General features: G+C 53.1%; 24 protein-coding genes. 7 read left to right on the forward strand and 17 right to left on the reverse strand.

Annotation, left to right across the window (positions count from 1 at the left end):
* Nucleotides 1-582 precede the first annotated feature (582 nt).
* Genes HMPREF0326_RS12730 through trpA form a run of 6 tightly spaced genes read left to right on the forward strand, consistent with a single transcriptional unit; the run spans nt 583 to nt 7,059 of the window.
* Nucleotides 583-2,037 (forward strand): anthranilate synthase component I family protein, encoded by a 1,455-nt coding sequence (locus HMPREF0326_RS12730; RefSeq protein ID WP_008684808.1) that lies wholly within the window; start codon nt 583-585, stop codon nt 2,035-2,037.
* A complete protein-coding gene (gene trpD / locus HMPREF0326_RS12735) occupies nt 2,018-3,610 on the forward strand; it encodes an anthranilate phosphoribosyltransferase (protein ID WP_008684807.1) in 1,593 nt (530 codons plus the stop codon). Before HMPREF0326_RS12730 ends, trpD begins: the two co-directional genes overlap by 20 nt.
* Nucleotides 3,600-4,490 (forward strand): indole-3-glycerol-phosphate synthase, encoded by an 891-nt coding sequence (locus tag HMPREF0326_RS12740; RefSeq protein ID WP_008684806.1) that lies wholly within the window; start codon nt 3,600-3,602, stop codon nt 4,488-4,490. The genes trpD and HMPREF0326_RS12740 overlap by 11 nt, the downstream gene beginning before the upstream one ends.
* Nucleotides 4,480-5,109 carry a phosphoribosylanthranilate isomerase gene (locus HMPREF0326_RS12745; RefSeq protein ID WP_008684805.1) on the forward strand — a complete coding sequence of 210 codons (630 nt, stop codon included), beginning with the start codon at nt 4,480-4,482 and terminating at the stop codon, nt 5,107-5,109. Before HMPREF0326_RS12740 ends, HMPREF0326_RS12745 begins: the two co-directional genes overlap by 11 nt.
* Nucleotide 5,110: 1 nt before the next feature.
* Entirely contained in the window at nt 5,111-6,289 is a 1,179-nt protein-coding gene (gene trpB / locus HMPREF0326_RS12750; protein ID WP_008684804.1) for a tryptophan synthase subunit beta, read from the forward strand.
* A gap of 2 nt (nt 6,290-6,291) precedes the next feature.
* Complete coding sequence (gene trpA, locus HMPREF0326_RS12755; protein WP_008684803.1) at nt 6,292-7,059, forward strand: tryptophan synthase subunit alpha; 768 nt, start codon at nt 6,292-6,294, stop codon at nt 7,057-7,059.
* 346 nt (nt 7,060-7,405) lie between these two features.
* Here trpA and HMPREF0326_RS12760 read toward each other — a convergent pair whose 3' ends face one another.
* The 6 genes from HMPREF0326_RS12760 to HMPREF0326_RS16960 all read right to left on the reverse strand — a co-directional run bounded on the left by HMPREF0326_RS12760 (nt 7,406) and on the right by HMPREF0326_RS16960 (nt 12,780).
* Entirely contained in the window at nt 7,406-7,741 is a 336-nt protein-coding gene (locus HMPREF0326_RS12760; RefSeq protein ID WP_008684802.1) for a hypothetical protein, read from the reverse strand.
* 519 nt (nt 7,742-8,260) lie between these two features.
* A complete protein-coding gene (locus HMPREF0326_RS12765; RefSeq protein WP_020990596.1) occupies nt 8,261-10,906 on the reverse strand; it encodes a hemagglutinin repeat-containing protein in 2,646 nt (881 codons plus the stop codon).
* Nucleotides 10,907-10,918: 12 nt separating this feature from the next.
* Complete coding sequence (locus HMPREF0326_RS16950) at nt 10,919-11,317, reverse strand: hypothetical protein (RefSeq protein WP_147568326.1); 399 nt, start codon at nt 11,315-11,317, stop codon at nt 10,919-10,921.
* A 183-nt stretch (nt 11,318-11,500) separates the two neighbouring features.
* Nucleotides 11,501-11,893 (reverse strand): hypothetical protein, encoded by a 393-nt coding sequence (locus HMPREF0326_RS16955; RefSeq protein WP_147568327.1) that lies wholly within the window; start codon nt 11,891-11,893, stop codon nt 11,501-11,503.
* Nucleotides 11,894-11,910: 17 nt separating this feature from the next.
* Nucleotides 11,911-12,249: a hypothetical protein gene (locus HMPREF0326_RS12770; RefSeq protein ID WP_008684799.1), complete on the reverse strand. Its 339-nt coding sequence runs from the start codon at nt 12,247-12,249 to the stop codon at nt 11,911-11,913.
* A gap of 144 nt (nt 12,250-12,393) precedes the next feature.
* The gene (locus tag HMPREF0326_RS16960) at nt 12,394-12,780 is read right to left on the reverse strand and encodes a hypothetical protein (RefSeq protein ID WP_147568328.1); all 387 of its coding nucleotides are present in this window, start codon (nt 12,778-12,780) and stop codon (nt 12,394-12,396) included.
* A 70-nt stretch (nt 12,781-12,850) separates the two neighbouring features.
* On the opposite strand from HMPREF0326_RS16960, the gene HMPREF0326_RS16965 reads away from it, so the two are divergent.
* Nucleotides 12,851-13,608, forward strand: a protein-coding gene (locus tag HMPREF0326_RS16965) for an IS5 family transposase (protein ID WP_147568320.1) whose coding sequence is annotated in 2 segments (ribosomal slippage) — nt 12,851-13,175 and nt 13,175-13,608 — 759 coding nt in all. Because the reading frame shifts where the segments join, the coding sequence is not laid out codon by codon here.
* Between the two features lie 113 nt (nt 13,609-13,721).
* Here HMPREF0326_RS16965 and HMPREF0326_RS15620 read toward each other — a convergent pair.
* The 11 genes from HMPREF0326_RS15620 to HMPREF0326_RS17000 form a co-directional block, all read right to left on the reverse strand.
* Nucleotides 13,722-14,069: a chitosanase gene (locus HMPREF0326_RS15620; RefSeq protein ID WP_147568329.1), complete on the reverse strand. Its 348-nt coding sequence runs from the start codon at nt 14,067-14,069 to the stop codon at nt 13,722-13,724.
* 104 nt (nt 14,070-14,173) lie between these two features.
* On the reverse strand, nt 14,174-14,320 hold the full coding sequence (locus HMPREF0326_RS16970) for a hypothetical protein (protein WP_156896233.1): 147 nt from the start codon (nt 14,318-14,320) through the stop codon (nt 14,174-14,176).
* Between the two features lie 184 nt (nt 14,321-14,504).
* Nucleotides 14,505-14,951, reverse strand: a complete 447-nt coding sequence (locus HMPREF0326_RS16975; protein ID WP_147568330.1) for a hypothetical protein — start codon at nt 14,949-14,951, stop codon at nt 14,505-14,507.
* Between the two features lie 8 nt (nt 14,952-14,959).
* Nucleotides 14,960-15,391, reverse strand: a complete 432-nt coding sequence (locus HMPREF0326_RS17450; RefSeq protein WP_008684797.1) for a hypothetical protein — start codon at nt 15,389-15,391, stop codon at nt 14,960-14,962.
* 130 nt (nt 15,392-15,521) lie between these two features.
* Nucleotides 15,522-16,010 carry a hypothetical protein gene (locus tag HMPREF0326_RS16985; protein ID WP_147568331.1) on the reverse strand — a complete coding sequence of 163 codons (489 nt, stop codon included), beginning with the start codon at nt 16,008-16,010 and terminating at the stop codon, nt 15,522-15,524.
* Between the two features lie 485 nt (nt 16,011-16,495).
* Nucleotides 16,496-16,939, reverse strand: coding sequence for a hypothetical protein (locus HMPREF0326_RS16990; protein ID WP_147568332.1), 444 nt, complete (start codon nt 16,937-16,939; stop codon nt 16,496-16,498).
* A gap of 8 nt (nt 16,940-16,947) precedes the next feature.
* On the reverse strand, nt 16,948-20,448 hold the full coding sequence (locus HMPREF0326_RS12790; protein ID WP_020990599.1) for a hemagglutinin repeat-containing protein: 3,501 nt from the start codon (nt 20,446-20,448) through the stop codon (nt 16,948-16,950).
* 527 nt (nt 20,449-20,975) lie between these two features.
* Entirely contained in the window at nt 20,976-21,614 is a 639-nt protein-coding gene (locus HMPREF0326_RS16995) for a hypothetical protein (RefSeq protein WP_009301313.1), read from the reverse strand.
* A gap of 57 nt (nt 21,615-21,671) precedes the next feature.
* Nucleotides 21,672-22,139, reverse strand: coding sequence for a hypothetical protein (locus HMPREF0326_RS12795; RefSeq protein WP_147568333.1), 468 nt, complete (start codon nt 22,137-22,139; stop codon nt 21,672-21,674).
* Nucleotides 22,140-22,168: 29 nt separating this feature from the next.
* Nucleotides 22,169-22,603 (reverse strand): barstar family protein, encoded by a 435-nt coding sequence (locus HMPREF0326_RS16340; protein ID WP_008684795.1) that lies wholly within the window; start codon nt 22,601-22,603, stop codon nt 22,169-22,171.
* A 159-nt stretch (nt 22,604-22,762) separates the two neighbouring features.
* Nucleotides 22,763-22,981, reverse strand: a complete 219-nt coding sequence (locus tag HMPREF0326_RS17000; RefSeq protein ID WP_009301314.1) for a hypothetical protein — start codon at nt 22,979-22,981, stop codon at nt 22,763-22,765.
* Nucleotides 22,982-23,046 lie beyond the last annotated feature (65 nt).

Raw genomic sequence — 23,046 nt, forward strand, 5'->3', positions numbered from 1 at the left:
GGCGATTTCGGGGCGCAGCGAGCCACGCGAGCAAGACCCGTGGGACGCCGCGTTCAAGCATTACAATGCCCAGCGGGGGCAGGGGCTTGTAGGGGGTCTGGGGGCAGCTTCGCCCCCGGCCCCCTGCCGCGCGCCTCGAGCTTTAGCCGTAGGCGAGCTTGCGAGCCGTACGGATAAAGACAGCAACGATAACGATAGGCGGCCCAGACGCCGGAAGGCATAAAGTCTACTTGCCGAAGGGCACACAAAACCTCATCCATGCGACAAGCCCACTAAAATAATTACCGAGGAAGCGTTTGCCGGAATGCCCCTGATAAACATCGCCCGGTCTTGACAAGCTCCGGCACTTTGTGTAGAGCCTGAAAACACAACGGATTTTGAAAACAGCCAAGGATTTTGCGATGCACGCTTTCCCGACCACCTTCTTTGCTGACAGCTTTATGGGCTGGTGGTGGCGCATCAACATGCGGGGGGGAGACGTGCGGGCATAAGAGTTCCGTTCGTTCAGGTCAGCTATTGTGAGCGCCGTCTCCCCGTGAGACGGCGCTTTTTTTGTTTCCACCACACACAAGGACAAGGAAGATGAAAGACACAGGGAATGCGCGGCCGCCGCTGAAAGTGCGGCAATCCGCACGCTGGCTGCCGGCGGATATGGACACGCCCATCAGCCTGTTTATGGGCATGGTAGGCGCGGGCAACGGCATCTTGCTGGAAAGCGCCGAAGTGGACGGACGCTGGGGCCGGTACAGCATTCTGGCCTGCGACATGGCCCTGTTCATCTCCTGCCGGGAGGGCAGGCTGGCCCTGCGCGTGGAGGACCAGCGCTTCGCGCCGCTCGGCGACCTGGAGGGGCAGCCCTTTGTGGAAGGCCTGCGCGCGCTCATGCGTCGCCTGGAGATCACGCCGCCGGAAAACATCGCCGGTCTGCCGCCTATCACCCGTGCCCTGTACGGCTATCTGGGCTTCGGCATGGCCGGGCTGTTCAACGCCAAGCTGGCCTCCGTCATGCCCCCGGAAGAGGCGGACTGCCTGCTGACCCTGCCCGGCACGGTGCTGGTTTTCGACCATCTCTACAATCGCCTCTGCCAGATCAGCCTGGGCGAGCATCGTCCCCTGCGCAGCGCCCATGAGGCGGTCGAGTCCGCCGCCAACGGAAACAGCGGCACGGGGCTTGATCCGGACGCAATCAGAGCGGAACCCGGCGAGGCGGGCTACAAGGCCTATGTGGAGCGGATCAGGGAGATGCTGCGCCGGGGCGAAGCCATTCAGGTCGTGCCGTCGGTGCGGTTTTTCACGCCTTTCGCGGGCAATCCCTTTGAGCTTTACCGGCGCATGCGCCGCTTCAATGCCTCTCCCTACATGTTTTACATGCGCTTCCCGGATCTGACCCTGTTTGGCTCCTCGCCGGAGGTCATGGTCCGCTGCACGGAAGGGCGTTTGCAGCTCTCGCCCATCGCGGGCACACGGCGGCGGGGCAGGGACGATCTGGAAGACGCCCGGCTGGCCGCCGAATTGCGCGACGACCCCAAGGAGCGGGCCGAGCATGTCATGCTGGTGGATCTGGGCCGCAACGACCTGGGCCGCGTGGCCCGGCCGGGCAGCGTCAATCTGGAACGCTACATGGAAGTGGAACGCTACTCCCACGTCATGCACCTGACCAGCCGGGTCACGGCGCGTCTGGCCGACGGACTGGACGCTTTGGACGTGCTGGCCGCTTCCTTTCCGGCGGGCACGGTTTCCGGCGCACCCAAGGTGCGGGCCATGGAAATCATCCGCACACTGGAAGGCCGGGCGCGCGGGCCCTACGCGGGCTGCATCGGCTGGCTGGGCCTGGACCGGGGGAGCGTCAACCTGGACACGGGCATCACCATCCGCAGCATGTGGGTGCGCGACGGCAAGCTCTTCTGGCAGGCGGGCGGCGGCATTGTCCATGATTCCGACCCGGAACTGGAATGGAAGGAAGTGTGCAACAAATCAGCCATCATGCGCCTGGTCTTGCGGGCGGAGGACGAAGAATATGTTTCTGCTCATCGATAATTATGATTCCTTCACCTACAATCTGGTGCAGGCTTTTTACGCCCTGGGGCATACGCCGCGCGTGCTGCGCAACGATGACCCCGCCGTGCTGGAGGCGGCCTCGGACCCGGGGTTGAGCATGGTCTGCATCTCGCCGGGGCCGGGACATCCCGCCGACGCGGGCCTCTGCCCGGAATTCCTCAAGCGCGTCGATCCGCGCGTACCGGTGCTCGGCGTCTGCCTGGGGCATCAGCTTCTGGGTCTGCACGCCGGGGCCGGAGTGGAAGTGGGCCCCTGCATCATGCACGGCAAACAGTCGGAAATCGTGCACGACGGCACGGGCCTGTTCAGCGGCCTGCCCAATCCCATGAAGGTGGGGCGCTATCACTCTCTGGTGGTCCGCGCCGACGAGGACGCTGCCAATCCCCGCTTCACGGTCACCGCGCGGGCCCCGGAAGGCGAGGTCATGGCCCTGCGCTACAATGACCGGCCCTGGGTCGGCGTGCAGTTTCATCCCGAATCCGTGCTCACGCCCGAGGGGCTGCGCCTGCTGGGCAATTTCCCGCGGGCCGTCCTGAGCAAGGATAACGAGGCCGCCAGCCTCACCGCCATACTGGAGTGCCTGGCCCGCAAGGAGGATCTCACGGCTGAAATGGCCGCCACGGGGTTTTCTTCGCTCATGGACGGCAAGATGAGTCCGGCCCAGGCGGGCAGCTTTCTCATGGGCCTGCGCATGAAGGGCGAAAGCGCCCTGGAGCTGGCCCACGCCACCCGCGCTGCCCTGGCCCGCGCCGTGCGGGTGGACGGCATTTCCGGTACGAGCATCGACGTGGTGGGCACGGGCGGCGACGGGCGCAATTCCTTTAATTGTTCCACAGCCACCTCCCTGGTGCTGGCGGGCATGGGCTACAAGGTGGTCAAGCACGGCAACCGGGCCGTGTCCTCCAAGTGCGGCAGCGCCGACGCGCTGGAAGCCCTGGGCATCGCCCTGGACGAAAATCCGGCTTCCGTGGCCGAAATGGTGCGGCGGCGCAATTTCGCTTTTCTCTTTGCCCCGCATTTCCATCCGGCTTTCAGGAACATCGGCCCGTTGCGCAAGGAACTGGGCGTTCGCACGCTCTTCAACATCCTGGGCCCCATGATCAACCCGGCCCGGCCCAGCCATCTGCTGATGGGCGTGGCCCGTCCGGAACTGGTGCCCCTGGTGGCGGAAACCCTGCTTCAGTCGCCGCTCTACCGGGCCGCCGTGGTCTGCGGCGCGGGCGGCTACGATGAGCTGACGCCCATGGGTCCGGCTGAAATCTCCCTGCTGCATAACGGCACAATCAAGCCCCTGGCCCTGGACCCGGCGGATTTCGGCATCCGCTCCTGCACGCCCGAGGATCTGGCCGTGCACAGCAAGGAGGAAGCCGTGGATGTGCTCAAGGAACTGCTGGAGGGCAACGGCTCCCGCGCCATGCTGGACATGGTGGCGCTGAACGTGGGCCTGGCCGTCTACCTGCTGGAGGAAAACATGGATATGGCCCTGTGTATGGCCCGCGCCCGCGAAGCGGTCAGCGCCGGTCTGGGCAGGAAGGTGCTGCATGCGGCTTGAACGTTTTCATCAGGCCAAGCAGGCCGAAGTGGCGGCCCTGCGGCTGGCGGCGGAGAGGGGGACCCTGCCCGAACCGCTGACGTCCCCCCGGCCGGATTTTGCAGCGGCTCTGAGCCTGCCCGCCTCGGGAGCTCCCCTGGCCGTGGTGGCCGAGTACAAGCGGGCCTCGCCCTCGCGCGGGGGCATCCGCGAGGATCTGGACGTGGAAGAGGTGGTCCGCCAGTACGCGGCGGCCGGGGCCGACGCCCTGTCCATCCTCACGGAAGAAATCTGGTTTCACGGCAGGCTGGATTTTCTGACGCGGGCGGCCGCGCCCGGCCTGTATCCGGCCGCGCCTCTGCCGCTGCTGCGCAAGGACTTTATCTTTGATTCCCTGCAGGTCCGGGCCACGGCGGCCACCCCGGCTTCAGCCCTGCTGCTTATCGTGCGGCTCACGCCAGAGGCCCGCCTGCTGCGGCAATTGCGGGAAGAGGCCGAAGGCTTCGGTCTGCACGCCGTGGTGGAAATCTTTGACGCGGCGGATCTGCGCCTGGCCCGCGAGAGCGGGGCGCGCATCATCCAGGTCAATGCCAGGGATCTGCAGACTTTTGCCGTGGACCGCGCGGCCTGCCTGTCTCTGGCCCGTTCCTGCCCGCCGGAAAACGGCGAAATCTGGGTGGCGGCCAGCGGCATCAGCCACGCGGAACATCTGGTCCAGGCCGCCGAAGCGGGCTACCAGGCCGCCCTGGTGGGTACGGCTCTGATGGAGAAGGGGAAGCCCGGCGCGGCCCTGGCGGCCCTGTCGGACCGTCCCCTGTCCGGCGACAAACTGGGCCATTGTTCTGTGTCGGAGGCAGTGGACAGCGACGAACTTAGGGGAGAGAATAGTCATGCTGAGTAAAATCTGCGGCCTGACCCGTCAGGAGGATGTGGATGAAGCCGCGCGTCTGGGCGCGCGTTTCTGCGGTTTTATTTTTCACCCCAAAAGTCCGCGCTCCATCGCTCCGGAACAGGCCGCGCGCCTGCAAAGCGGCTCCATGCAGCGGGTGGGCGTGTTTGTGGAGCAGAACGCCGGTGAGATCGCGCGCATCATGCGCGAAGCCCGGCTGGATCTGGCCCAGCTGCACGGCGGACAGAGCGTGGCCTGCGCGCGGGACGTGGGCGCGGAGCGGGTCATCCGGGTGCTCTGGCCGGACCGCTACATGCATCGGGCCCTGCTGCACAATGAGCTGCAAAAGTATGCCGAAACCTGCGCCTGGTATCTGCTGGACGCGGGCCTGGCCGGGGGCGGCAGCGGCAGGCGTCTGGAATGGCAGGACCTGTACGGGCTCAGAGCTCCGCATCCCTGGCTGCTGGCCGGAGGGCTTAACGCGGACAATGTGGAACGGGCGTTGAAGCAGTGCGCGCCTGACGGCGTGGATTTCAATTCCGGCATCGAGGATGCGCCGGGCCGGAAAAATTTGCGGAAAATGGCGGCGGCGGTGAGAGCCGCGGCACAACCAAAGGCAACGGGTAAGTGAAATGAAAGACAGTTATTTCGGTGAATTCGGGGGCTGCTTTGTGCCCGAGCTGCTCATGCCGCCGCTGCTGGAAGTGGAAGCGGCCATGCGCGAGATCATGCCCACGCCCGAATTTCAGGCGGAGCTGGACGACCTTCTGCGCAATTACGCCGGTCGGGCCACGCCTCTGACCCTTTGCCCCACGCTTTCGGAGGAACTGGGTTTCAACCTCTGGCTCAAGCGCGAGGATTTGCTGCATACCGGCGCGCACAAGGTCAACAATACCCTGGGCCAGGCCCTGCTGGCGAAATACATGGGCAAGACGGCCCTGGTGGCGGAAACCGGCGCGGGCCAGCACGGCGTGGCCACGGCGGCGGCCGCCGCGCGTCTGGGCATGGATTGCGTCATCTACATGGGCGGCGAGGATGTGGAGCGTCAGTCCGCCAATGTCCGGCGCATGAAACTGCTGGGCGCCGAGGTGCACGCCGTGCAGAGCGGCACCCGCACGCTCAAGGACGCCATCAACGAGGCCCTGCGGGCCTGGATCGCCAGCCAGCAGACAACCCATTACTGTTTCGGCACGGCCGCCGGGCCGCACCCTTTCCCTACCCTGGTACGCAGGCTGCAAAGCGTCATCGGCCGGGAAACCCGCGCCCAGATGCTGGAAAAGACCGGCAGGCTGCCGGATGCCGTGGTGGCCTGCGTGGGCGGCGGCTCCAATGCCATCGGCATGTTTCATCCTTTCCTGGAGGATGCCGACGTGCGGCTTGTCGGCGTGGAGGCAGCGGGCACCGGCGAGACGGGCTGCTTCAATTCCGCGCCGCTGAACCTGGGCACGCCCGGCGTGCTGCACGGCAATTACAGCATGCTGTTGCAGAACAATGACGGCCAGATCGAGCCTTCGCACTCCATTTCCGCCGGTCTGGACTATCCCGGCGTGGGGCCGGAACACGCCTTCCTGCACAAAAGCGGCCGCGTGCATTACGGCATGGTCAAGGACGCCAACGCCCTGGCCGCCTTTTTGCGGCTCTGCCGGAGCGAGGGCATACTGCCCGCCCTGGAATCCTCGCACGCGCTGGCCTGGGTGCTGGACCATCCGCAGGAATTCACGCCCGGCAGCCACGTGGTGGTCAATCTCTCGGGCCGGGGCGACAAGGACATGGACATCATTCGCGCGGCGCTTGCCGAAAAAGAGGTATAGTCATGCATGTGCTTGAAGAAAAAATCCGCAAGGCCACGGCCGCCGGACGTCCGGCGCTGGTCCCCTTTCTGACCGCGGGCTTTCCCGACAGCGCCCGCTTCTGGCCCACGCTGATGGAACTGGATGAAAACGGCGCGGACGTCATTGAAATCGGCGTGCCCTTTTCCGATCCCGTGGCCGACGGCCCGGTGGTGGAGGAGGCCTCGCGCCGCGCCTTGAGCGACGGCGTCAACCTGCGCGACCTTCTGAAGGAGATGGCCCGGCGCAAGGGTCTGATCAAGGCGGGCGTGGTGCTTATGGGCTATCTCAATCCCTTTTTGCAGTATGGTCTGGAAGAACTGGGCCGCGACGCGGAAAAAGCCGGGGTGCACGGCCTGATCGTGCCGGACCTGCCGCATGAGGAGTCCGCGCCCATGCGGGCCGCGCTGGGCAAATACGGCATCGCCCTGATTCCTCTGGTGGGGCCCAATACCAGCGAGGAGCGCATGGCTCTCTATGCCGCCGAAGGCCAGGGCTATGTCTATGTGGTTTCGGTCATGGGCATAACGGGCGAACGCGGCGGCCTGGCTCCACAGGTGGCGGCCACCATGAAACGGGCGCGCAAGGTTTTTTCCCTGCCGCTGGCCTTGGGCTTCGGCCTGCGCGAGCCCTCGCAGCTTTCGGAACTGCCCACCGAGGCCTGGCCCGACGCCGTGGTCTTCGGCAGCGCTTTGCTGAAACACGTGGATGCCGGTGAAAGCGCGGCGGATTTCCTGGCCCGCTGGAAATAGGGGAGGGCTTTTGTGAGGCGTTGACGGACCCGGCCAGCCATTATGGCGGCCGGGTCCTAACAGCGGCCTGATGCTGGTGGAGGACAATGAAGCGGTTGGGTAAAAAGTGATTGTCGGCCTGCTTGCTCTTGAAGGCTTGCGACGGGTTGCGATTCAGCCTGTCCACTGGTCGGGATTATCACGCACAGTAATTTCTTCCTTTGCTGCCACCGTGGAAAAAGGTATTTTATATAAATATATTATTATATAAAAATAAACTTATGTTATGACCGCTTCCTGCAAAATTACCGCCCTCTACAAAATGAGCAAGGCCTCCCTTCGCCGGGAGGCCTTGCTCATTTGCGCACTATTTGTGGACCAACTCGCTGATCTTTTCTACAAGGCATTCCCTGATCTTCCCCTTGCTGTCCGTGGTAAAATTCAGCGCAATGGCAAAGCGTTCCGTAATCAACATGAACGTGTCGCCATAGTAGTAATAAATCTGGGCATAACGCATATCTCCATCTTGCAACTGTTTGACAGCGAAAGCTCTCTCTTTATCAAATGCCGGATCGGTTATGGCCGTGCCGACATCTTTTTGCCCCAGGCAACGTGAAATCTCCGTGGCCGCCTGTTCCGGGCTTATCTCACTCTGCGGCGCATCCTGTGGAGCCCAAGCCACAGCAAACAATTTATTGTCCACAGTCTTTCCGCCACATGCAGCAAGGAGACAGCAAAGTGCTATGCTGAAAAAAATTCTCATCTTTTTTCCCTGGATCATCTATATTAAACATATAGTTTCTTTCAAACTAAAACTTCAATACGCATACCCCATTGTCCTCTGTGCCTTACATCCATATACAACACCCTGTGAATTATATTTTATATTAAAGACTGCAATCCATGGAATATTATTTCCACCTCCATCGTCTAATTCATATTCATAATAATATGCACACATTGTTTTTCCATCTTCTATTGATTTACAAGTTTGTAGTTTTCTTCCATCCATATTATGGATTGAAAATCCGATATAATATCCATCCCGACAACGTTTCCATTCTGTAAGTGCCCGTATATCTCTTTCACCATACATACCTCTTGTTTCAGGAGGAAACCATATTTTTGCAAAATCTTGCTGGGTAACGCTTCCTATGCTGCGGCAACCGCAAAGCAAAGCAAAGCAAAGAAAAGCAAAATGGTGTCAAAAACATGCGCATGTCTAGCCTCCCTTGCCCTGCTGTTGCGGATTATTGCCAATAGGCGGCGTTGGTTGGGAAGGCTCCAACTGTTCCTTTTTTCCACTCAGTTTATCCCAAAGCTGGCTGAAAGAAGTTTTTAGGCCAGTAAAGGCATTCTGGACGTTCACCCACTGGTTCCCCAAAAAATTCTTGGGATCCTCCCACATTTCATTGGCATCCTTCAGGGCATAGGGAATGCCTTGCATGGCAATAACATCATCTACATAGGTGAAGGCTGCTTTGTAATTGATATTGGTCACGCTCTGGCTTTCACTGGTGGTCTTGTTCTGATCGCGGTTCAGTCCACCCAGAGATTGGCCGGGATTGTCACGCACAATGATTTCACCCTTGCCGATGGTGGCATAGGCGATCTGAGTTTTCTCCGTGCTCTGGTGGCTGTATGCACCAGGCGAGAACATGAGTTTTTCTTTTACCTTTTTCCAGCCACTTTGCAACGCATCTTGACCATTTAATATTCCATCTACCCATGCAAAATGCGGAATTTCTATCTTACCATCATTACTTTCTGAATTTTTTTGCGGATTCAAAGTTGCAGATCCATCTTCCTTTCCTACATCTTCAGATTGTCCATTCTTTTCATTCCACTTGAACTGGTTCACCCAATTGACCCCCCACGAGGTGTTGGACGAATTATCCACACCGTGGAGGTTCGCATAACTCAGGGTACCGGTATCCAACTTGAGGTTGTCATTAAGCGCGGCAATGATGGCGCCCGCCACATGGGTATTTTTTTCCGTGCGGATAGTTACGCTGTCCGTGCCCAGAATGGAGGACTGCTCCGTGACCCAACGCTTTTCGGCGCTGCCGTTGCCGACAGTGAGTCCGGCTTTGGGGGTGATGGATTTGGCCGCATCGACGGCATTGGAAAGGCCGGGCAGCTTCAGATCGGCCCCATAGCCAACAGTAGCCCCGGCGCTGACAGTAAACTGGCCGGACGAGCCTTCGCCGGTGTCCTGCTTGCTGGCCACTGTGAGATTGCGGCCCACGGTCATGTCCACGTCCTTGCCCGTAAGATTGCCCCCGGCCACAGTGGTGTCCTGACCGGAGACCGTCGTCAGCTTTTCCCCGGCGGTCACCTTGGCGTTGTGATAGAACGTTCCCTCATTGTCGCTCCAGCCCATGCCCAACTGGCCGTCGGCACTGAGACCAAAATCCGGGCCGTTTTTACTGACGGTGGCTTTCAGCCCCACGCTCGCGCCCCAGGAACTGTTCTGAGAGTCACTGTCCGCCGTGGAGACGGCGGCGTGGATATTCAGATCTCGCCCGGCGACCAAGGTCATCTCCTTGCCCGCCTGGGCCTGGGTGCCCTGCATGGTCAGGTCCTGCCCGGCGGTGAGGTTCATATCCTGTCCGGCGGCAAGTTCTGTCGGCACTGCTGTAGTGGCATGGCTTTCGCTGCTGCTCTGGCTGGCATTCACACCCAGCGTCAGACTGGCGGAAGCGCTGGAGTTGGTCAGAGTCTGGCCCACCCCGTTGACGGCCTTGAAGCCGCTCTGCGCCGAATCCAAAAGGCCGTTAGCCTCTACGGCGGTCTTGGCATTCTGGTAGACCTGCTGGGCGTTGCTGGTCAGATTCTGTTCCAGGGTCAGGCTCAGGCCCGCGCGCAGTGTTTTTTCATAGGCGCTGGCGCTGGCCGTGTCCGTGGCTTGGAGGAGGTTGATATCCTTGCCCGCGGCCATGTTCAAATCCTGGGCCGCAGCCAGCCGGGAACCGGACATGTTGACGTTCTGCCCGGCATTGACCGTGATGTTGTTATTGGCCGTGATCTGGCTGGCCGCATTTTGCGTGTTGGCCTTGGCGTTGCCCTTGGCCGTTTCCTGATAACCCATGAAGAAGCTGGTCTTGTCCAGGCCCAGGATGCCTTCCACGCCGAAGCCGGAGGCAAACTTCTCCTTGCTGTGGGAGGAGGTGTTGGCGCCGCCGAGAATGTTGGCATCCCGTCCGGCATTGATGGTCACGTTATTGCCCGCGTTGAGGCTGGAACCCACAATGGCCGCGTCGCGTGAGGCCGTGAGCGTGATGTCCTGTCCGGCGGCCAGTGCCGAGCCCTTGCTGGTGCTGCCCGCGCTTTGCTCCTTTTTGCCCTCGGTGCCGTAGAAGCTCGTAAAGGAGCCGCCCCCGCCCAGGCCGAAGCCGGTCTGCTTTTTGTGATACCAGGACGTGGACTGGTTTTTGCCGTCCACAACGGCCACGTCGCCGTCGCGGGCCGTGAGGTTGATATTGTCCACGGCGGCCAGGTTGGAGGCCGTGACGCTGACGCTCTTGCCTGCGTCCAGGGTGACATTCCGGCCGATGAGGTTGGATTCCACCTGAGTCACGGTGGCCTTACCTTCCTTTTTGGACGAGGAACTCAGTCCCAGCGCGCCGGTGGAGGATTTGGAATAACTGTAAAAGTAGGTGTCCTGGGCCGAGGCCACGTTGACGTTGCCGCTGGCGGCCACGGTAAGGTCCTTGCCGCTGACCAGATTGGAGCCCACCACCGAGGCGTGGCCGGTCTGCGTGGATGCGCCGGGCGTCAGGCCCGAAACTCCGGCCAGCAGGCTGAGATTGCCCTCGGCGGCCACAGTGGAGGATTTACTGGTGACGCGCTCCCCATTGCGGTGCAAGGAATGCCATTCCTATTCCCATTTCGAGCATAGCCAACAATCAACAACTTTTTCTCCAATGCTGTTTTGAGTCATGCCTTGAGCATTCACCGTAACATTAAAACCAAGAGATTTTTTACAACAAGTAAAGGCACTAACCCATTCGCAATAATATTCCGCATAGTATAGCTTCTCTCCATTTTCAAAATCAAGAAAGGAGAGGTTTTTCCCTTCAAATTTCTCATCCGTTATTTTTATGTTATTATAATATCCATTCAGGCAACGATCTACCTCCACATCAATTTGAGCGCAAGGCATTTGTTGCTTTTGCACGCTTGCAGGCAAGTGCGCAGCATAGAATTGACTTTGTATTGCCTCACCACATCCAGCAAGGAGGCAATAGCATATAAGCGCAAAAAATATTTTTTTCATATCTACTTAATGGATGTACTATATCATGTGTATTGGGGCAATAAAAATTATCCTAGCGGCCACGAGGCTGCATCGTGCGTCTAAATTCAATTTATTGCAGGATAAAATAGAATTGGCGTTGAAAGTTGACACAATTTCAACACAATTTGTTTGAATATTTCAAAATTTGAATTCTCTAGTCAATTATGGGTAGCCTATTGTTCTTTGCCCCTTGCACCAATAGACAATTTTTTGTGAATTATATTTTATATTAAATACAGCAGTCCATGGTATGGAATTTTCATACGCATCATCTATTTTATACCAATAATAGTATGTGCATATTGTATCTCCATTTTCTATTTGTTTACATTTTTTTGTTTTTCTATGATCCATATTATTGATTGAAAATCCTATATAATGTCCATTTCCGCATAGCCTCCATTCTCTATTTGCATCAAGATCGCTCTCGCCATACATGCTTTCTGCCTCTGGTGGAAACCATACACCTGGAAAATCTTGCTGGGTAACTGTTCCAACGGGACGGCAGCTGCAAAGTAATACAAAACAAAGGACAAGGGCGTTAACTATGCGCATGACTGACTCTTCTTGCTTTACTGTTGAGGAGTATTGTCAACAGGCGGCATCGCTTTGGGTTGCTCCGACTGCTTTTCTTTGCCGCTCAAGGTATCCCAAAGCTGGCTGAAAGAACTTTTTAGACCAGCAAAGGCATCTTGGACATTTATCCACTGATTCCCCAAAAAACCTTTAGGGTCTTCCCATATTTCATTGGCATCCTTCAGAGCATAGGGGATGCCCTGCATCGCCACGACCTCATCCACATAAGTAAAGGCCGCTTTGTAGTTGATATTGGTGACGCTCTGGCTTTCACTGGTAGTCTTGTTCTGGTTGCGATTCAGGCCATCCAGGGACTGGCTGGGATTGTCGCGCACAATAATCTCGCCCTTGCCGATGGTCGCGTAGGCAGTGACAATAATATAAATTATCTGTTTTTCCTTTCCTGAAAATTATCGCTCCCCTATAAAATGAGCAAGGCCTCCCGCGATGGGAGGCCTTGCAAGAATAGGTTGTATTTTTCAACGCGGTGGATGAATATTCGGATTAATTCCATCGGATGTACTATATTTTGATCGATAGCTACTTGGATATTTATCCCAGACACAGCCATAAATTTCCCCATTGGAGTGCGCATAAATATTAAAAACTGTTATATACCATTTTGTTGTTGTAAATCCAGGAATATCTTCCCCGTAATAATAATAGGCCCATATTCTATCACTATTTGGCAATATTTTATAAATACTACGTTGGCTGGGGAAAAGTTCCCAATCATTTTTACCCAAGTAGTGCCCGTTGGAGCAGCGTGCTTCCTCGCCTCTAGCCTGAAATGGCCAAGCAGCAGTTTGGCGCATATCGTCAGGCATCCATATTTTAACCACTTCCCCTGTTACAGGATTGTGCAAAGCGTCCTGCTCTGTCCTAGGGCCTGTTAACACTATTTGACAAAGAGCGAGTATTCCGTAAGAATGTCTTATGCAAATTACTCGCGAACAATATGAGAGAATCGCTGACTGCTTCCCGCGCCAAAGAGGTAATGTCCGTTTTGACAATCTCCAGGTGTTGAATGCGATTCTGTACGTTGCGGAGCATGGGTGTAAATGGCGTGGACTGCCGAAAAATTTTGGCTGTTGGCACAGCATCTACACGCGCATGAACCGCTGGAGCAAGAACGGAGTTCTTGACCGTATATTTGAACGCCTTCAACAAGAGCAGATACTCCGCCTTAAAATAGAAGCAGTTTCTCTCGACAGTACTATTGTTAAGGTTCATCCCGATGGAACAGGGGCCTTAAAAAAACAGGTCCGCAGTCCATCGGAAAGTCCAGAGGCGGCTGGACGACCAAGCTTCATATGGTTGCCGCGAATGCTGAATGCGCGTTGAATTTCAGCCTCACTCCCGGCAACGCCGGCGATGCCCCCGAGGGGCGCAGGCTGCTTGTCCAGTTGGGGCCGATGCCAGCGCCGTGCAGCTTGCTTATGGATGGCGCATATGAGGGTAATGAAACGACTCGCTTGGGACGTGAGTTGGGCTTCACTCCGGTGGTGCCGCCCAATCCCAACCGACTGAAACCGTGGGAGTATGACAAAGAGCTATACAAAAGACGTAATGAGGTAGAACGGCTTTTCAGGAGGCTCAAAGGCTTCCGCCGTGTTTTTACTCGCTTCGATAAGCTCGATGTCATGTTCCTGGCCTTTGTCGTCTTTGCGTTGATTGTTATAGCTCTGAAATAGTGTTAACAGGCCCTAGGGGAAGCGGTTTTGTCGCTTCCAAATATAACCTCTTTCAAGCAACCAGAAAGTAGACCGCAGACAGCCAGCAACAAAAGAAGGTTACGCATATAAGTCTACCTTTGTACGGCGCCCGGCGCTGCGGGAACAGACGGCGTTGCCTCGGAATTTGGCGCTTGGGCCGTGGGCGTTGATGGGCTTTCCTTTTTCTGTTCTGGTCGTTTCAATAAAGGAATACTTTTAGCTAAGTTATCCTGAATATCATTCAAAAAGCCCTTGGGATCGGCAAAGAAATCAAAAGTGCCAGTAGTCAGAGACGGGACGCCCCAACCGTCCAGCATGGTTTTCACATAGTTGAAGGCTGGTTGCCAGTCGATGTTGACATTGGCGGTCTGCTCAGTTTTCAATGCCTGGGATGGATCGCGGTTCAGACCGTCCAAAGACTGGCCGGGGGTGTCGCGCATAATGATCTCCCCCTTGCCGATGGTGGCATAGGCAGTGGCAATAATATAAATTATCTCTCCCCTATAAAACGAGCAAGGCCTCTCCGTGAAGAGAGGCCTTGCGGTCATGGCCGAATGCCGTCAGATGTTCCGTGCTCCAGGCGATATTCACTCGGAAATTTTGCCCAATAACAAGCATAAATCTCTCCATGCGGATAGGTATAAATATTAAATACAGTTAGATACAAATCTATTGTGTCAAATTCCGGCATATCCTCTCCATAATAATATGCCTCAATTTTATCTCCATGACTGGGATACCAGTTCCCAATCTTTTTTATCCCAATAATGGCCGCTGGAGCAGCGAACCTCTTCGCCTCTGGCCTGGAATTCCCACGATTAGGTAGGGTTTCACATATTAGCCCAGAACAAATTCATATGAATATGCATGATTTTTTAAATTCGTATTCTCATGCATTTACATCCTGTTACTATGCCGTTTTTGTCGACAGTTATATTAAAAATAACCTTATAATATACTTTTATCTGTGTTGGTGTTAAATTAAATGCAGGAGCATTAACGCCAACATCTACATCCTCGTCATAATAATAATATGCATATACGCGTGAGCCATTAGGAAGATTTTTATATACATCACCCACTTCTTCATATTTCCCTCCTTTGAAGTCGCCATTTCCACAATAATTCATTTGACGTTCGACGACATAGGCATACATCCCTTGCCTTGCATGCATGTTTTTGGGCATCCAGAGAGTAAATCCATCTGTATCTACAAAATTTTCTGGGAATCGGCCAAAAAGGCCACTTTCATTCCGCACTGGTAAAGGACCGCAGGCACAGAGCAGTACAAATACACAGAGCAAGGCAATATTTTTGTACATATTGTCTCCTACCTTCCGGCATTAGATGTCGGCGTTGCAGGAGCGCCCTTTTGGGCCGGAGGTGTGACAAACATATAACCTAAGGCTTCATGAAGAAAAGCCATGGGGTCATTGCCTAGCCCCTGCAAGGCTTGTTCAGCCGCTGTGGGTTTCTTCTCTCCAGTCGGTTGGGAAGCCCCGTCTTCCTTTTTATCTTTGCCTTTGTTCTTGTCGCCGCCGAACAGACCCGTAAAGATTCTTTTAAAGAAGCCGCCGGGGTCTGTGGAGAGTTCATTCAAGGTATTCAACACATTGGTTGTCCTATTCGGGTTTAGTATGGTGTCCACATAGGTAAAGGCCGGATCCAGATTGATGTTTACATTAGTTGTCTGCTCAGTTTTCAAGGCTTGGGACGGATCGCGGTTCAGACCGTCCAAGGACTGGCTGGGATTATCGCGCACTATGATTTCCCCGTTGCCGATGGTGGCATAGGCAAAGACAATAATATAAATTATCTGTTTTTTTCTTTCTTGAAAATTATCTCTCCCCTATAAAACGAGTAAGGCCTCTCCGTACGGAGAGGCCTTGCGGTCATGGCCGGATGCCGTCAGATGTACCGTGTTTTACACGATAATCGCCTGGAAACTTCCCCCAATAACAACCATAAATACGGCCATTTTTATCTGCGTAAATGTTAAATACTGTTATATACCAATCTGTAGTATCAAAACCAGGCATATCTTCTCCATAGTAATAATAATACGCCCATATTCGATTCCCATAATTAGGTAGAACCTTATAAATACCGCGCTGTGTGGGGAAAAGATCAGCGATATTTTTCCCTATATAATACCCATTAGAGCATCTATCTTCTTCGCCTCTGGCTTGAAACGGCCAAGTGGACAAGCTGATCATCTTTCGGGGAACCCACATTTTAATAATTTCCCCTGTCTCTGTGTCACGCAGAGGCTCGCGTGGAGGGCTAGGAGGAGGGCCGTTGACGCATTTATCCACGAACCCTCCAAAACCACAGCCAAAAAGTAGGCAATAGACAACAGCCAAGAAAAAAATATTGCGCATGATTATTTCCTAAAGTTGTGTTCTAGCTTGCGCATCGGGAGTCGGCGGCATTGACGTGGGGGATGGCGTTTGTGTATCTGGTAGCGCCGTATTGTCCCCATTTTGCTTCGGCCGTTTCAGCAACGGAATACTCTTGGCCAAATTGTCCTGTAGCTTATTCAAAAAGATTTTAGGATCGTCAAAGAAGTTTTAAATGTCCCTGTAAGGATAGAGGGGACGCCCCAACCGTCCAGCACGGTATTCACATAACTGAATGCTGGTTTCCAATCGATATTGACATTGGCGGTCTGCTCAGTTTTCAATGCCTGGGATGGATCGCGGTTCAGACCGTCCAATGAGTGGCCGGGGTTATCGCGTACGATGATCTCGCCCTTGCCGATGGTGGCATGGTTATTTATATAATATTCTATATAAGTTATTTTTTCTCTAAAAACTATCTCTTCCCTATAAAACGAGCAAGGCCTATCCGTGCAGAGAAATTATACTCAATTTCTTATTCGCATATACTTACACCTAGTAATTTTTTCATCTTTATCTACATAAATATTGAACACAACATCATATCCAATATTCATCTGCATTGGCGTTAAATTGAATGCTAGTGCATTAACTCCAACATCTGTATCTTCGTCATAATAATATGCATATATTTTTGTTCCATCTTTGAGTATTTTGTAAACGTCTCCAGATGGTTCATATTTCCCTCCAATATAATCTCCATTCATACATTCATCTATATATCGTTGAACAACATATGCATACATTCCTTGTCTGGCATGCATATTTGAGGGCATCCAAAGTGTAAAACCATCTGAATCAACAAAATTTTCTGGATATTTACCCCATAATCCACTTTTATTATATTTCGGTAAAGGGCCGCAGGCACAGAGCAGTACAAATACACAGAGCAAGGCAATATTTTTGTACATATTGTCTCCTACCTTCCGGCATTAGATGTCGGCGTTGCAGGAGCGCCCTTTTGGGCCGGAGGTGTGACAAACATATTACCCAATGCTTCATGGAGAAAAGCCATCGGATCATTACCTAGCCCCTGCAAGGCTTGTTCAGCCGCTGTGGGTTTCTTCTCTCCAGTCGGTTGGGAAGCCCCGTCTTCCTTTTTATCTTTGCCTTTGTTCTTGTCGCCGCCGAACAGACCCGTAAAGATTCTTTTAAAGAAGCCGCCGGGGTCTGTGGAGAGTTCATTCAAGGTATTCAACACATTGGTTGTCCTATTCGGGTTTAGTATGGTGTCCACATAGGTAAAGGCTGGATTTAGATTGATATTTACATTAGTTGTCTGTTCAGTCTGCATGGCCTGAGAAGGATCACGATTCAGGCCGTCTAAAGATTGGCCGGGATTGTCGCGCACGATGATCTCGCCCTTGCCGATGGTCGCGTAGGCGGTCTGGGTCGTTTTCTTGTAACTGTAAGAAAACTTGTCCGGTGAGATATTGTGCAAGCTTTCTTCCTTAAACCCCTTCCACCACGTTTGCAGGTTCTTTTGCGTTTCCACTAAATTTTTCATCCAAGGCTTAGCATCAGGATACAACTCATTATTAGGCAAATTACTAGGATTTTTTCCCCCTTGAGATAAGGTATTATTATCCCCCTTATCAATCGGAGCAGATGATGTCCCTCCGGGCTTAAATGTCTGTCCCCATTTGATACCCGCGCTCATGCTGGTTTCCGTAGTCTTGCTGACGATATTCTCATAGCTCAGAGTGCCGGTATCCAGTTTGAGATTGTCGTTGAGAGCGGCAATGATGGCTCCGGCCACATGCGTATTATTTTCCGTGTAGATATTCACGCTGTCGCTGCCCAGGATGGAAGTCTGCTCGCCCACGGCCTTGCCGTTGCTGTTCTGGAAGCCAAAGCCCAAGTTGGCTCCCTGAGTCACGCTGACGTCGGCCCCGTAGCCCACTGTAGCGCTGGCCCCGGCGTTGTAGCTGTTGGTATGGGACGAGCTGGAATCCTGTAAGCTGGCCACGATAAGATCGCGACCCACAGTCATGTCCACATCCTTGGCGGTGAGGTTGGCTCCTGCCACGGTAGTGTCCTGCCCGGACACGGTGGTCAGCTTTTCTCCGGCCACCAGTGTGGCATTGTCATGCTTGAGCCCGCTGCTGTCCCCTTGCTCGCCGTTCAGGGCAAGGGAACCATTAACGCCCAACGTATAGCCGCTTTTATTTACTGATGCGCTTACACCCAGACCGGCATTAATACCGCCCTTGTCGCTGGATGAACTTTGCGAGGAATGTGCGGCGTGAATGTTCAGGTCGTGCCCGGCGACCAAGGTCATGTCCTTGCCCGCCTGGGCCTGGGTGCCCTGCATGGTCAGGTCCTGCCCGGCAGTGAGGTTCATATCCTGTCCGGCGGCAAGTTCTGTCGGCACTGCTGTAGTGGCATGGCTTTCGCTGCTGCTCTGGCTGGCATTCACACCCAGTGTCAGACTGGCGGAAGCGCTGGAGTTGGTCAGAGTCTGGCCCACCCCGTTGACGGCCTTGAAGCCGCTCTGCGCCGAATCCAAAAGGCCGTTAGCCTCTACGGCGGTCTTGGCATTCTGGTAGACCTGCTGGGCGTTGCTGGTCAGATTCTGTTCCAGGGTCAGGCTCAGGCCCGCGCGCAGGGTTTTTTCATAAGCGCTGGCGCTGGCCGTGTCCGTGGCTTGGAGGAGGTTGATATCCTTGCCCGCGGCCATGTTCAAATCCTGGGCCGCGGCCAGCCGGGAACCGGCCATGTTGACGTTTTGCCCGGCATTGACCGTGATGTCGTTATTGGCCGTGATCTGGCTGGCCGCATTTTGCGTGTTGGCCTTGGCGTTGCCCTTGGCCGTTTCCTGATAGCCCATGAAGAAGCTGGTCTTGTCCAGGCCCAGGATGCCTTCCACGCCGAAGCCGGAGGCAAATTTTTCCTTGCTGTGGGAGGAGGTGCTGGTGCCGCCGAGAATGTTGGCATCCCGTCCGGCATTGATGGTCACGTTATTGCCCGCGCTGAGGCTGGAACCCACAATGGCCGCGTCGCGCGAGGCCGTGAGCGTGATGTCCTGCCCGGCGGCCAGTGCCGAGCCCTTGCTGGTGCTGCCCGCGCTTTGCTCCTTCTTGCCCTCGGTGCCGTAGAAGCTGGCAAAGGAGCCGCCCCCGCCCAGGCCGAAGCCGGTCTGCTTTTTGTAATACCAGGACGTGGACTGGTTTTTGCCGTCCACAACGGCCACGTCGCCGTCGCGGGCCGTGAGGTTGATATTGCCCACGGCGTTCAGGTTGGAGGCCGTGAGGCTGACGCTCTTGCCCGCGTCCAGGGTGACGTTCTGGCCGACGAGGTTGGAGGCCACCTGGGTCACGGTGGCCTTACCTTCCTTTTTGGACGAGGAACTCAGTCCCAGCGCGCCGGTGGAGGATTTGGAATAACTGTAAAAGTAGGTGTTCTGGGCAGAGGCCACATTGATGTTGCCGCTGGCGGCCACGGTGAGGTCTTTGCCGCTGACCAGATTGGAGCCCACCACAGAGGCGTGGCCGGTCTGCGTGGGGATGCCGGGCGTCAGGCCCGAAACCCCGGCCAGCAGGCTGAGATTGCCCCCGGCGGCCACAGTGGAGGATTTACTGGTGCGGTAGTCCTGGGTATAGGTGGACTTGGAGCTGGAGGAGAACAGGCCGCCCTTGCCGGACTCGGCCTTGACAAAGGAGCTGAACGTATCCTGCACGGCCACCACGGACAGATCGCCGCCCGCCGCGAGTTGGGCGTCGCCGCCCGCGCCCACCTGGGAACCGGCCACGGTCATGTCCCGCCCGGCGGTCATGTTCAGGTTGCCGCCCGCCGCCACGTTGGAGCCGGTGTGGGTGACGCGGTGCTCCCAACTGCGCGAGCCGCCGTCAAGGTGAAACTCCTCGGTAACGGTGCCCACAGTCATGTCCCGCCCAGCGGCCAGGGTCACGTCGCCGCCCGCGCTGAGCGTGGAGCCCCGGATGGCCAGGTCGTTGCCCGCCACGGCCGTCACAGTGCCCGTGGCCTCGATGCCGCCCTGGGCCAGCACGTGCTGGTGGGCGGCATTGCCCGCGTCGGGGCGGGTCAGGGTTTGCGAGACGATGTTGCCCCCGGCCTTCAGGCTGATGTCCCCGCCCTGGAGGAAGCCGCTGTTGTTGGCAATGTCGTTCAGGGCCGTGAGGTTCAGGCTGCCGCCGCGCAGCAGGCCGCCGGTGTTTTCGATATTGACCGAGGCCAGGTTCACGTTTTCGCCGTTGATGCGGCCTTCGTTCAGAATGCCTTTACCGGCATTGATGTAGACGTTTTTGGCCTGCACGCCGCCGCCGGGCGCGATGTCCTGCTGGGTGGCCGAGGCCAGGTAGAGGTGGGGCACAAGCACCTTCCGGCCCATGTGCTCTTCTTCTTCCAGCCAGATGATGTCCTGGGTCAGGGCCGCCACCTGGGTCGGGGTGAGGGCCATATAAGATAGAAATCCTTATTGGAATTATTTATTGTACTAAGACAAAAAAATCTGTTTCCTCAAAATATTAAACTCCCCATTTATATCCGCAGAATGAAGTATTTTCATGACATTTTCCTTATCTTCAACTAAAAAAATTGGTATAAACATATGCCGATAAGAATGTTTTTCCCATGTTAATACAGCGGTAACCAGGCATGATAAATATATAGATAATATTTTATCATCTATTTCAATTTTATCATGCATAACTATAATTTTTTTTGTTTAATATGTTCTAGATCGCATACTATGCATCATTTAAAGCATCCCAATTCTGGGAATTTAAATTGCTTGTTAAGGAAATAAAATAAATTCTTCTTAGTTTTCATAGTATTTTGTACAAAACAAAATGCTATTGATGCATACGACAGTTTTTGGGGATGTTGTACGAAATAAAAAAATTCTCTATTTTCATGTATCTCACTATCTAATATTGCAAAAAATGTATTTCATGAAATATGCCTCACAGTAAGATTATCTACAAATTATATATAGTTAGATATATTTTTTGTTTTGGATCTTTCGCGCCTTTTAGTATTTTTAATTTCACGATTTTCGTGTTTTGTCTTTGTAATCATCCAGCTAAGTAAAGGAATATCAAATGTGCTAAATCGCCAATACATAGATTTTTTGCAGTATGGCGGACTATTTTTATACCAATAAAGATCTTTAGCACCATCAGCACAAGGGCTGTAAAAATAAAAGGAAACTCTTGATCCTGGATCTGTTGTCCGTATAGGCTCTGGAGCCGGATATGTTATTAATTGCGCCTGTATTAGCGCTACAAGAATATATTCTGGATATTCTTTTGAAAATCCACAAAGTATCCTATATGCAAATGTAAATGCAGCAGGTAGATAATTTTTCTTGCGCATTCCCTTCCAAACAATATGCTCATGCGTATCAAGGTCCATATTAAATTGGAATTCACTTATCTCTTCATAACTTTTCGAAGAAAAAAATCCCCTACTCTTTAGGTAATGGATATTTTTAGAGAAGTTAAACACTCCTTTTTTTTTAATAAATGCATCCTCTATATATTTTTCATATTCAATTGGTAGATCAAATGGATATGTACATAGGGTATAGTCAAGTTGTTCAATAACATTTTCTGACATATCCATGCTATTCTCCTAAATAATGAAGTGCTTTTTTGATTGCACTTAACATTTCTGAATTATTCAAAAAATTTCTATTTTTCGATGCAGATACAGGTATAAACATACCTGTATCTGCATCTCTAGTATAAAAATAATTATTTGTTGGATTAAAGAAATATTGTTGCTATCCCCAGTTAGTTGAAGATGGAGTCTTGCTGGCCGTTCTCCGGGATTAGTATTTTCAATATCAATACGCCAGTTACCTTTTTGCATGATTGTTTTTGATTCCGGTAGATACACTCCATTGGCTCCCAGCAAGCGCCCTTCAGTTAAGCCCGGAATCGTTGGGATGGGATCAACTTTGACAGACTTAATCCCCCCGGCCAGAACTCCTACCCCGACACCGAGGCCGAGATCAAGAAAGAGTTGCGTGGCTTTGATCTCTGTCGCCAAGCCTTCCGGGGTTGTTTCTATTTGGGCGCTCTGCGACCCGCCATGGAACTTGTCGACTATAAGATATGAAGCCAGTTCCTGGGTCGCGGCCCCCATCAGCTCGCCACCAACCACATTTCCGTATATTATTCATTCAAATGCAGATCCTTACCAATAATTTCAAAACGCCCCTGCAATTTATCAGAATAAAGAATTTTTATAATTTTTTCTTTATCATTTTCTGAAAAAATAGGTAAAAATACATGTTCATTTGAGTATTTTTTCCATGTCAATGCTGCCGCCATAAGGCAAGACAGATAATAAAAAAGTATATTATTATTCATAGATGTAGTTTCGTGCATTATGATAATATATTTTTTTTTTACATCTTCAAAATCACATAATGTATCCATCAATGCATCCCAATTCCCTTCAAAGACCTGCAAGCTTAGTTGTTGATTAAGGGAATGAAATAGCTCATCAGTCGTTTTTATATTCTTTTTTATAAGGCAAGATGCTATTGATGCATACGACAGTTTTTTGGGGCGCTGTACGAAATAAAAAAGATTCTTCACTTTCATATCTGTATTTTTTCGTTTTTACTAGCTATAGTGTAATAATGAATTACATGATACATTTATATTTTTATCAAAAATGAAAAATAAGAATAGATGATGTTTTTAAATAGAATGCCAATTGTTAGAGGTTAGGTATGCTGCATGATTATTTATATATAATTTCTAAATTGATTCTCCTTTTTTAATAAGAAGTTCCCAATCTTTACACATCAATACAAGCTTGTTTGAGGTTTCAAAGAAATTATATACTATTTCTCCATTTTCGAGTTTTTTTATTAAAACAATAGGTAGATTTTCATGTTTAAATGCTATTATATAAGGTTTACCTACTTCATCAATGAACCTATTGAATTTTAGTTGTAGATATCTATCTGAGCTCATATTTCCTCCTCCGTTGGTGACCATTGCCAAGACTGAGAGAACTTCTTAACTATAGGAAGTATATA

It is taken from the genome of Desulfovibrio sp. 3_1_syn3 (assembly GCF_000145315.2).
In the GTDB taxonomy this organism is placed as follows: domain Bacteria; phylum Desulfobacterota; class Desulfovibrionia; order Desulfovibrionales; family Desulfovibrionaceae; genus Desulfovibrio; species Desulfovibrio fairfieldensis.

Excerpts from the sequence above, each read along its gene's own strand:
- HMPREF0326_RS12730 (WP_008684808.1), top strand. The coding sequence starts at position 583 with ATGAAAGACACAGGGAATGCGCGGCCGCCGCTGAAAGTGCGGCAATCC.
- trpD (WP_008684807.1), top strand. The coding sequence starts at position 2,018 with ATGTTTCTGCTCATCGATAATTATGATTCCTTCACCTACAATCTGGTG.
- HMPREF0326_RS12740 (WP_008684806.1), top strand. The coding sequence starts at position 3,600 with ATGCGGCTTGAACGTTTTCATCAGGCCAAGCAGGCCGAAGTGGCGGCC.
- HMPREF0326_RS12745 (WP_008684805.1), top strand. The coding sequence starts at position 4,480 with ATGCTGAGTAAAATCTGCGGCCTGACCCGTCAGGAGGATGTGGATGAA.
- trpB (WP_008684804.1), top strand. The coding sequence starts at position 5,111 with ATGAAAGACAGTTATTTCGGTGAATTCGGGGGCTGCTTTGTGCCCGAG.
- trpA (WP_008684803.1), top strand. The coding sequence starts at position 6,292 with ATGCATGTGCTTGAAGAAAAAATCCGCAAGGCCACGGCCGCCGGACGT.
- HMPREF0326_RS16950 (WP_147568326.1), bottom strand. The coding sequence starts at position 11,317 with ATGAAAAAAATATTTTTTGCGCTTATATGCTATTGCCTCCTTGCTGGA.
- HMPREF0326_RS16955 (WP_147568327.1), bottom strand. The coding sequence starts at position 11,893 with ATGCGCATAGTTAACGCCCTTGTCCTTTGTTTTGTATTACTTTGCAGC.
- HMPREF0326_RS15620 (WP_147568329.1), bottom strand. The coding sequence starts at position 14,069 with ATGCGCGACACCCCCGGCCAGTCTTTGGACGGTCTGAACCGCGATCCA.
- HMPREF0326_RS16970 (WP_156896233.1), bottom strand. The coding sequence starts at position 14,320 with ATGCCGGAATTTGACACAATAGATTTGTATCTAACTGTATTTAATATT.
- HMPREF0326_RS16975 (WP_147568330.1), bottom strand. The coding sequence starts at position 14,951 with ATGTACAAAAATATTGCCTTGCTCTGTGTATTTGTACTGCTCTGTGCC.
- HMPREF0326_RS16985 (WP_147568331.1), bottom strand. The coding sequence starts at position 16,010 with ATGCGCAATATTTTTTTCTTGGCTGTTGTCTATTGCCTACTTTTTGGC.
- HMPREF0326_RS16990 (WP_147568332.1), bottom strand. The coding sequence starts at position 16,939 with ATGTACAAAAATATTGCCTTGCTCTGTGTATTTGTACTGCTCTGTGCC.
- HMPREF0326_RS12790 (WP_020990599.1), bottom strand. The coding sequence starts at position 20,448 with ATGGCCCTCACCCCGACCCAGGTGGCGGCCCTGACCCAGGACATCATC.
- HMPREF0326_RS16995 (WP_009301313.1), bottom strand. The coding sequence starts at position 21,614 with ATGGATATGTCAGAAAATGTTATTGAACAACTTGACTATACCCTATGT.
- HMPREF0326_RS12795 (WP_147568333.1), bottom strand. The coding sequence starts at position 22,139 with ATGGGGGCCGCGACCCAGGAACTGGCTTCATATCTTATAGTCGACAAG.
- HMPREF0326_RS16340 (WP_008684795.1), bottom strand. The coding sequence starts at position 22,603 with ATGAAAGTGAAGAATCTTTTTTATTTCGTACAGCGCCCCAAAAAACTG.
- HMPREF0326_RS17000 (WP_009301314.1), bottom strand. The coding sequence starts at position 22,981 with ATGAGCTCAGATAGATATCTACAACTAAAATTCAATAGGTTCATTGAT.